This is a genomic window from Mycobacterium sp. (assembly GCF_049281135.1).
Taxonomy (GTDB): domain Bacteria; phylum Actinomycetota; class Actinomycetes; order Mycobacteriales; family Mycobacteriaceae; genus Mycobacterium.
Genome location: NZ_JBAPRN010000542.1, coordinates 1 through 7,891, shown reverse-complemented (window position 1 = coordinate 7,891; position 7,891 = coordinate 1). Strand labels below are relative to the sequence as shown.

Sequence of the window (7,891 nt, the reverse complement as noted above, 5' to 3'; positions counted from 1 at the left end):
GTCCGGAAATCGGCAGCAGTGTCAAGGTCGGCGTGGTCTGGATGTTCGTCGCCGACGAAATCGATTCGGGGACATCGCGGTTTACCAACAGCGTCGAAGTCCGCTCAGCACCTGGCTATCTCGAAGCGCTGGAGAAGCGCGGCGTCCCCCTCGCCAAGGCGAGCGAGGCAGCGGAGCAGGCGTTGAGGGCCCACAATGCCGAGGAAACACCGCTATTCGCCAAGGACATTGAGCATAAGGCGCTTGCCAACCGGTGGGGAGTGAGCTAGCCCATGAAGCGCATCTACGCCGACTCTCACCCTCCATTGCTGAATCCGCGCGACATCGACTTTTTGCTCTACGAATGGCTCGACGTGGGAGCACTGTGTGACCGGCCCCGGTACCGCGAGCACTCGATAGAGTCCTTCGACTCCGTGCTTGATCTAGCCGCCGATATCGCGATCAAACGCTTTGCGCCGCACTTTAAGACCGCTGACACAGAGGAACCATTCGTCAATTGTGACGGCACCGTGACCACGCTGCCCGAGGTGAAAGAGGCGCTGTCGGCGGCGGGCGCCGCGGGCCTATTGGCCGGCGACTTCGACCACGACGTTGACGGATACCAGCTCCCGTACGTGGTATCGAGGGCAGCGTTCGCGTGGCTGCAGGCCGCCAACGTCAGCACCGCCGCTTACCTGGGCCTGACCGTGGCCAACGCACACTTGCTGGCCGCCTATGGGAACAAGGAGCAAATCGACACCTGGGTGCGCCCGATGCTCGACGGCCGATATCAGGGAACGATGTGCCTGTCCGAACCGCACGCGGGCTCATCGCTGGCCAACATCACGACTCGAGCGGTCCGGCAGGAGGATGGAACATACCGGATCACCGGCACCAAGATGTGGATCAGCGGCGGTGATCACGAAATGTCCGACAATATCGTTCATCTCGTGCTGGCCAAGACACCCGGAGGCCCGGCGGGTGTCAAAGGAATCTCGCTGTTCATCGTTCCGAAGCATCTCGTCGACGACGGCGGACGCCCGGAGTCGCGTAACTCGGTGGTGCTGGTCGGCCTGAACCACAAGATGGGTAATCACGGAACGACCAACGCGCTGCTGAATTTTGGCGACGAGTCGATCACACCCGATGGACGCAGCGGCGCGATCGGCTATCTCGTCGGAAACGAGTTCGACGGGTTGCGGCAGATGTTCCACATGATGAATGAAGCCAGGGTCAGCGTCGGACTGTCGGCTACGGCTCAGGGCTACACGGGCTATCTACAGGCGCTGGCCTATGCCCGCACCCGGCTGCAGGGCAGACCGCTGTCGCGTGGTAAGTCCGTCGACGAGATCCCGATCATCTCCCATCCCGATGTACGCCGAATGCTGCTGGCTCAAAAGAGTTACGTCGAAGGCGCATTGGGGCTCGGTCTTTATTGTGGCCGCCTCATCGACGAAACGCTCTCCGCGCCAACCGATATCGGACGCGACGACGCCAGGCTTCTGCTTGAGGTATTGACTCCTATCGCCAAGAGTTGGCCGTCGCAATGGGCTGTCGAGGCCAACAGCCTGGCCATCCAAGTCCACGGTGGGTACGGCTACACCCGGGACTACAACGTCGAACAGCTCTACCGGGACAACAGGCTCAACTCCATCCACGAGGGTACCCACGGCATTCACGCACTCGACCTTCTTGGTCGCAAGGTGCTCATCGACGGCGGACGAGGCCTGCGCTTGCTGCTCGACAAAATCCGGGACACGGCCGACCAGGCGTCGGCGGTGGGAGATCCACTGGCTGGGTGGGCAACCACGCTGACATCGGCGGCGCTCCGGGTCGAGCACACCAGCGGAGTGCTGTGGAAGGACGCTGATCCGGCCAGCGCCCTGGCGAACGCCACGATCTACCTCGAAGCCGTCGGCCACGTGGTTCTGGCCTGGATCTGGCTGCAGCAGGCGCTTGCCGCGCACCGCAAGGCGGGAGACTTCTTCGACGGCAAGCGCCTGGCCGCACGGTACTTCTTCCGTTACGAACTCCCCAAAACGACCGCACAGTTCGACCTCCTCGATAGCGGCGACCGAACCACCACCGATTTGGACGACAACTGGTTCTAACATGGTCGATACTCGGCTTACGTTTGATTCGAGTTCGTACCGGAGGGTGTCATGCAGCAGCTAACCGGTTTGGACGCAGCATTCTTAGCGCTCGACTCGCCCACGGCCTACGGGCACGTGGGCAGCGTGTCTGTCCTCGATCCGCCGGCGGGCGGCCAGGCAGTGACTGTCGAGCGGCTGACGGAGCTCATCGAGTCCCGTTTGCCGCTGGCCCCGCTGTTTCGCCGCCGCTTGGTGCAGGTTCCCTTTGGCCTAGATCAGCCGTACTGGATCGAGGACCCCGATTTCGACATCGAGTTCCATGTCCGCGAGCTGGGGTTACCGGCACCGGGCGATGATCGCCAGCTGGCAATTCAGGCGGCACGGTTGCACGCGCGGCCGCTGGATCGCCGCCGTCCGCTGTGGGAGGTCTACCTCATACACGGCCTGCAGCATGGCAGGCAGGCGGTCTACGTCAAGGTGCATCACGCGGCCATCGACGGGGTGTCGGGGAACGACTTGCTCGCCTCGTTGATGGACACCTCACCGGAGCCGCGCGACGTCGGCGAGCCAGACTCATGGCGCCCCGAAGACGAGCCCGGAGCGGCGCAGCTCCTAGCGCGCAGCGCTGCGTCGCTGGCAACCAACCCGGTTCGGGCCGCGCGGGTGTCGGCGGGGATCGTGCGCTCTCTGCCCGCCCTTGTCAGCAGTCCCGCACGCCCCTGGCTGCCGCTCATCGACAGGTTCTTGTTGCGCCGCGACCGCGGCGTCGTCCTTTCGGCTCCGCCGTTGATCGCACCGGCAACTCCGTTCAACAAGAACATCGGACCGCATCGTCGCTGGGCCTTCACCAGCGTCGCGCTTGCGGACGTCAAATCGATCAAGAACGCCGCCGGCGTGACCGTCAACGATGTTGTGATGGCGCTGTGCGCCGGCGCGCTGCGCGTTTGGCTCCAGAAACACGATGCCCTGCCCGAGCGACCACTCGTGGCCGCCGTCCCGGTGTCGATCCGCACCGAAGAACAAAAAGGCACCCACGGCAACCGGGTCTCGGCCGTCATCGCCTCGCTCCCAACGCATTTAGCGGACCCCGCTGCGCGGCTGGCCGCTGCGCATGAGGCGATGGGCGCGGCGAAGGATCAGCACAACGCACTGCCCGCCGACCTGCTCACCGACATCGCCGAGTTCTCCATGCCGGCGTTGGCGAATCAGGCCAACCGGCTGGCCACCCGACTGCGGTTACTGGAACGAGTCCCGCCGTTCAACCTGGTTATTTCCAACGTTCCCGGGCCAAACGTCGATCTCTACCTGTGCGGGGCGCGCCTCGACGGCATCTACCCGCTCTCGGCGATCGCCGACGGACAGGGGCTCAACCTGACCGTCTTGGGGTCCAACGGCAAGCTGAACTTCGGCGCACTGGCCGATCGCGATCTGGTGCCCGATGTCGATCTGATCATCGACGCGCTCCAAGACGAGATCGTCGCACTGTCGGACGCGGTCGGGGCCAGCTGATGTCGAGCCCGACGTGGCGCTGGCAGATACCCGGCGACACCGACGGGGCGAGCCCTCCCCCATCGTGGCTCTTTGTCACAGACCCCGCCCGTGCCATGGCCGAGTTCGGTCTGCTCGTCGCCGCATTGCCGCTAAGGCAACTACTGCCGGTTGGCGATCAGCAACCGGTTTTGGTATTGCCGGGCCTGCTGGCAGACGACGATTCCACCTGGGCGTTGCGTCGTATCCTGCGCGACCTGGGCTACCGCGTACACGGCTGGCGGCTCGGGCGCAATCTCGGCCCGACAGCTGCGACGGTCGCCGGACTACAGAACCGCCTGCTCGACCTGCGGTCGCGATACGACTCCGAAGTGAGCGTGATCGGCTGGAGCCTCGGCGGCATCTACGCTCGCATTCTCGGCCGCAACACTCCGACCGCGGTGCGCCAGGTCATCACGCTTGGCAGCCCGATCCGTCTCGCCCACGAACGTCAGTCCCGGGCCCGCCGCGCCTACGACCGCTACGCCCACTTGCATGTCCTGCCAAAGGAATTGCCGCTGGAGTCCAGCGTAGGCGCACTACCGGTGCCGGCTACCTCGATCTACTCCCGGTACGACGGCATCGTCGCCTGGCAGGCCTGCCTCGACGTACCGTCCGCGCGGGCCGAGAACATCGCGGTGGTCGGCAGCCATTTGGGGTTCGGTTACCACCCCGCGGTGATCTGGGCCGTCGCCGACCGGTTGGCTCAGCCGCTCGGCGATTGGGCGCCGTTCCGTCCACCCGCCGCGTTGCGGCCGCTATATCCCCCAGCCGACTCGCCGCCCCGGCAGCCTTGGCGAGCGTTTCTGTAGTGGATCGCAGGTGACGAGATCGGCGTCACGAAGCGAAGTCGATCAGACGCTCAGCCGCGTCGGCCTTGCCTAAAAGATTCGACGCCAGGCTGAGGCGGCGCGCGCCCGGCCAGATCGTGGTATCCACAAGGGTGGCAGTCCCTCGTGAAAATGGGTGAGGGTGAATGGGACGACAGGGCCCCACATCACGCTCCGCTGAGCCAACCCCCGGTCACCTGAATATGTGACCTATCGCCGCCTCGCGACCTCACATCTTCGATGTCAAGTAACGTTTATTCGCGACCACCGCCGAACGGACAAGGGCGATCCCGATGCCACCTCGCCACCCACCCTCGGATGACGGCACGACAGCGTCGCGGCGCCAAGACGACGACGCACACGCTGTAGCGGGGCAGGGTTCGGACGATCGCCGACCGGTTCTAAGCCAGGAGCTGATGGTCCGCCTGCGCGCATACGGGTCGCTCGAAACCATCGCCCCCGGCGACCTGCTCTATAAGCCGGGCGACAGCCGCGTCGACCTCATTCTCATCGAATCAGGTCGAGTGGACTTGCTCTGCGACTCCATCTCCGATCAGGGAACTGTTCGGATCGCCGAGATGGGACCCGGCGAATTCCTCGGTGAACTGAGCCTGTTCACCGGAGAACGCATGTTTATGACGGCGTGCGCTCGAGAGCCCGGGACGATCTATCGCATTGGACCGCAGTCGTTTCGGCAACTCATGGCGCAGGATGCCGAGCTTTCTGACATCATCCTGACCGCATCGTATTTCCGACGCGGGCGGCTGAAGACCGCACTTGCCGACACCCTCGAGATTATCGGCCGTCGCAATTCGGCACCGGCATTGACGCTGCAGGTCTACGCCGAGCGAATGGAGCTGCCACACGTATGGACCGATGCGGCCTCGCCGCGCGGCATGGCAATGCGCGCAAGCCTGGACCTGCAACCGGAAGACCTGCCGGCAGTGCTTTTGCCGGACGGGGTCCTGCTGAACGCCAACCCGACACAGCTGGCGCAGCGAATAGGGCTGGCGAGGTCGGATCCCGCGACCGAACTGTCCGATCTCGTCGTAATCGGCGGAGGACCAGCCGGGTTGGCAGCGACGGTTTATGGGGCATCGGAGGGCCTACGCACCATCATGCTCGACTCCGTCGCGCCCGGCGGACAAGCGGGCGCCAGCTCACGGATCGAAAACTATCCGGGGTTTCCCCGCGGGCTCAGCGGCGCTGAACTCACTCGCCGGACCGCGGTACAAGCGCTGAAATTCGGTGCGCAACTGTATGCGCCATGCCGAGTGGTGGATCTAGAAACGCTGCCTAACCGCGTAACCCGACTGACCCTCGACGACAAATCACACATCACCGGGCGCGCCGTCATCGTCGCCACCGGCGCCCGCTACAAGACATTGCCGCTGCCCCGCTGGGCCGAGTTCGAAGGCTGCGGGATCTACTACGCCGCCACGGAATTGGAAGCACGTCGCTGTGTACAGTCCCCGGTCGTGGTCATCGGCGGGGCGAACTCGGCGGGACAGGCAGCACTATTCCTCGCCGCCCGCTGCGCCCACGTCACCCTGATTCTGCGGGGAGAGAGCATTCATACCAACATGTCGGCCTACCTCGTGGACCGAATCGTTAACCATCCCGCGATCACCGTCGCGACCCGCACCGAGGTCACCGCCGTAGACGGCACCGAGTGCCTGGAATCGGTCACCATCACCCACCGCCCCGATGGGAAGACCACCACGCTTGCCAGCGAGGGCCTGTTTTGCTTCATCGGTGCGCTGCCCGACACGACGTGGCTGCCGAACATCGCCACCGAGAAAGCCGGTTTCATTCGCACCGATACGCAGCTCGACCATGATCTCGGACCGCGCTGGGAGACACTAGGACGCCGGCCCCTGCCCTTCGAAACCTCTATCCCAGGTGTCTTTGCCGCGGGCGACGTCCGACTCGGGTCGGTGAAGCGCGTGGCCGCGGCGATGGGCGAAGGAGCAACCGCGGTCGCTTCTGTGCACACCATGTTCGCTCTGCCCGAAGCTGACAAATGAATGCGCGCACCACGGCCCACGCCCCGAGCAGCGACTCAGCGGCCCGCTACAACCGGCTAACCCATGTTGTCGAAGACCTCACGGGCCGTCCTGCGCACTCAGTGCAGGAATACATCTCGCAGCGAAGTGAACTGTTCACCTAACCGGATTACGTTGGCGTTCCACGCTGTTCGGCGGCGATTACGCTTTGGCGGAGTTCTGCGGGGTAGAGACTGTCGAACGTCGCCGGGCGCGCCTCCCCGTCCTCGAGGGCGGTGAGCAACCCGTCATGGACGACGATCGGCCCACGCCCGCTATGCTTCTCGTGCTCGGTGTAGCACTGATACCACGGCAAGATCGGGACCTCCCAGTGCTCTTGGCGCTGACTGGGATGGGTGCGGGTGCCGAGTGCCCACAGCACATCCGAGGTGTTCGCTGGGTCGATGTCGTCGTCCAGCACGTAGGTCACCGGACACATGTGACCTACCCGGTTGGCGCTCATCAGCTCCCCGATCCGGTGCACGAATTCGGCGCTGTTGGTGTGCGGTTGCACGTCGCGCCAATGCCGCGGGACGGTGATGATCATCCAGTGGCATGCTGTGTCCACGAGCAGCCACGCCGTCGTGATGGGCAGGCCCGCGTTACGCAATAACGCCAGAACTTCCGCCGACACCCCCAGTGCCGGGGCGATTTGCGAGTCATCGGGCGGGCGGCCGGTGGCGCTGATCGGCCAGATCGGGTTGTCGCGGTAGGTGATCGCCTCGATCGTGTACACCGGCTCAGGTGAGGTCTCGGGAAGCGCATACCCGTGGAATTCGGCATACGGTCCTTCGGTGGCGTCGCGGGTGATCGACACATGGCCCTCGATGACGACCTCGGCCCCCGCAGGTACCTGCAGATCGTTGGTCTCGCACTTGACCACTTCGACCGGTTCGCCGTAGAGCGTGCCCAGGAACGTGCCTTCATCGACCTCTTCGGGAATGGGCATCCCGCCAACGATCGGCACACCGGGGTCACCGCCTTGCACGACAGCGAATGGCATTGGCTTACCTAGTTTTTCCCATTCCGCCCAGATCATCCCGATGTGTTGCTGAGGCAAAAACAAGCCGGTCATGTGGCGGTTGTCCAGCATCATGATCCGCGAGATCGACCAGTTCGTCCACCGCCCATCGGGTGTTCGCGCCACAATGACTCCCCAGGTGTTCGGATAGCGACCACCATCATCGGGATGCACGAGCGGAATCGGAAAACGATCCAGCGTCGCATCGGCACCCAACAAAATGTTCTGCTTGCACGGTGCCGCATCTGGTGCGAGCAGCTTTGGCGGAATTGGGGTTTTCGCCTGCGCCGCCACCAGGTGCTCGACCAGTTGGCGCGCCGTGACGTCGTGCGGCAGACCCAGCGAAAGCGCAACGCGGGCCAATCGATGCCGGGCATCGCTGGACAGCGCACCCGG

The 7,891-nt window shown here is 64.3% G+C and carries 6 protein-coding genes; 5 read left to right on the top strand and 1 reads right to left on the bottom strand.

The genetic code is table 11. From position 1 onward, the window contains the following. The 5 genes from WAN02_RS21320 to WAN02_RS21300 all read left to right on the top strand — a co-directional run. Positions 1-269, top strand: a 269-nt coding sequence (locus tag WAN02_RS21320) for a hypothetical protein (RefSeq protein ID WP_422266208.1), incomplete at its 5' end; no start/stop codon positions are given. A gap of 3 nt (positions 270-272) precedes the next feature. Continuing rightward, positions 273-2,090 (top strand): acyl-CoA dehydrogenase, encoded by a 1,818-nt coding sequence (locus WAN02_RS21315; RefSeq protein ID WP_422266207.1) that lies wholly within the window; start codon positions 273-275, stop codon positions 2,088-2,090. Between the two features lie 51 nt (positions 2,091-2,141). Then, a complete protein-coding gene (locus WAN02_RS21310) occupies positions 2,142-3,581 on the top strand; it encodes a WS/DGAT/MGAT family O-acyltransferase (protein ID WP_422266206.1) in 1,440 nt (479 codons plus the stop codon). Continuing rightward, positions 3,581-4,411 carry an esterase/lipase family protein gene (locus tag WAN02_RS21305; protein ID WP_422266205.1) on the top strand — a complete coding sequence of 277 codons (831 nt, stop codon included), beginning with the start codon at positions 3,581-3,583 and terminating at the stop codon, positions 4,409-4,411. The genes WAN02_RS21310 and WAN02_RS21305 overlap by 1 nt, the downstream gene beginning before the upstream one ends. Before the next feature lie 434 nt (positions 4,412-4,845). Further along, complete coding sequence (locus tag WAN02_RS21300; RefSeq protein ID WP_422266204.1) at positions 4,846-6,456, top strand: FAD-dependent oxidoreductase; 1,611 nt, start codon at positions 4,846-4,848, stop codon at positions 6,454-6,456. A gap of 148 nt (positions 6,457-6,604) precedes the next feature. On the opposite strand, the gene WAN02_RS21295 is transcribed toward WAN02_RS21300, so the two are convergent. Further along, on the bottom strand, positions 6,605-7,891 hold a 1,287-nt coding region (locus WAN02_RS21295), incomplete at its 5' end, for a UbiD family decarboxylase (RefSeq protein WP_422266203.1).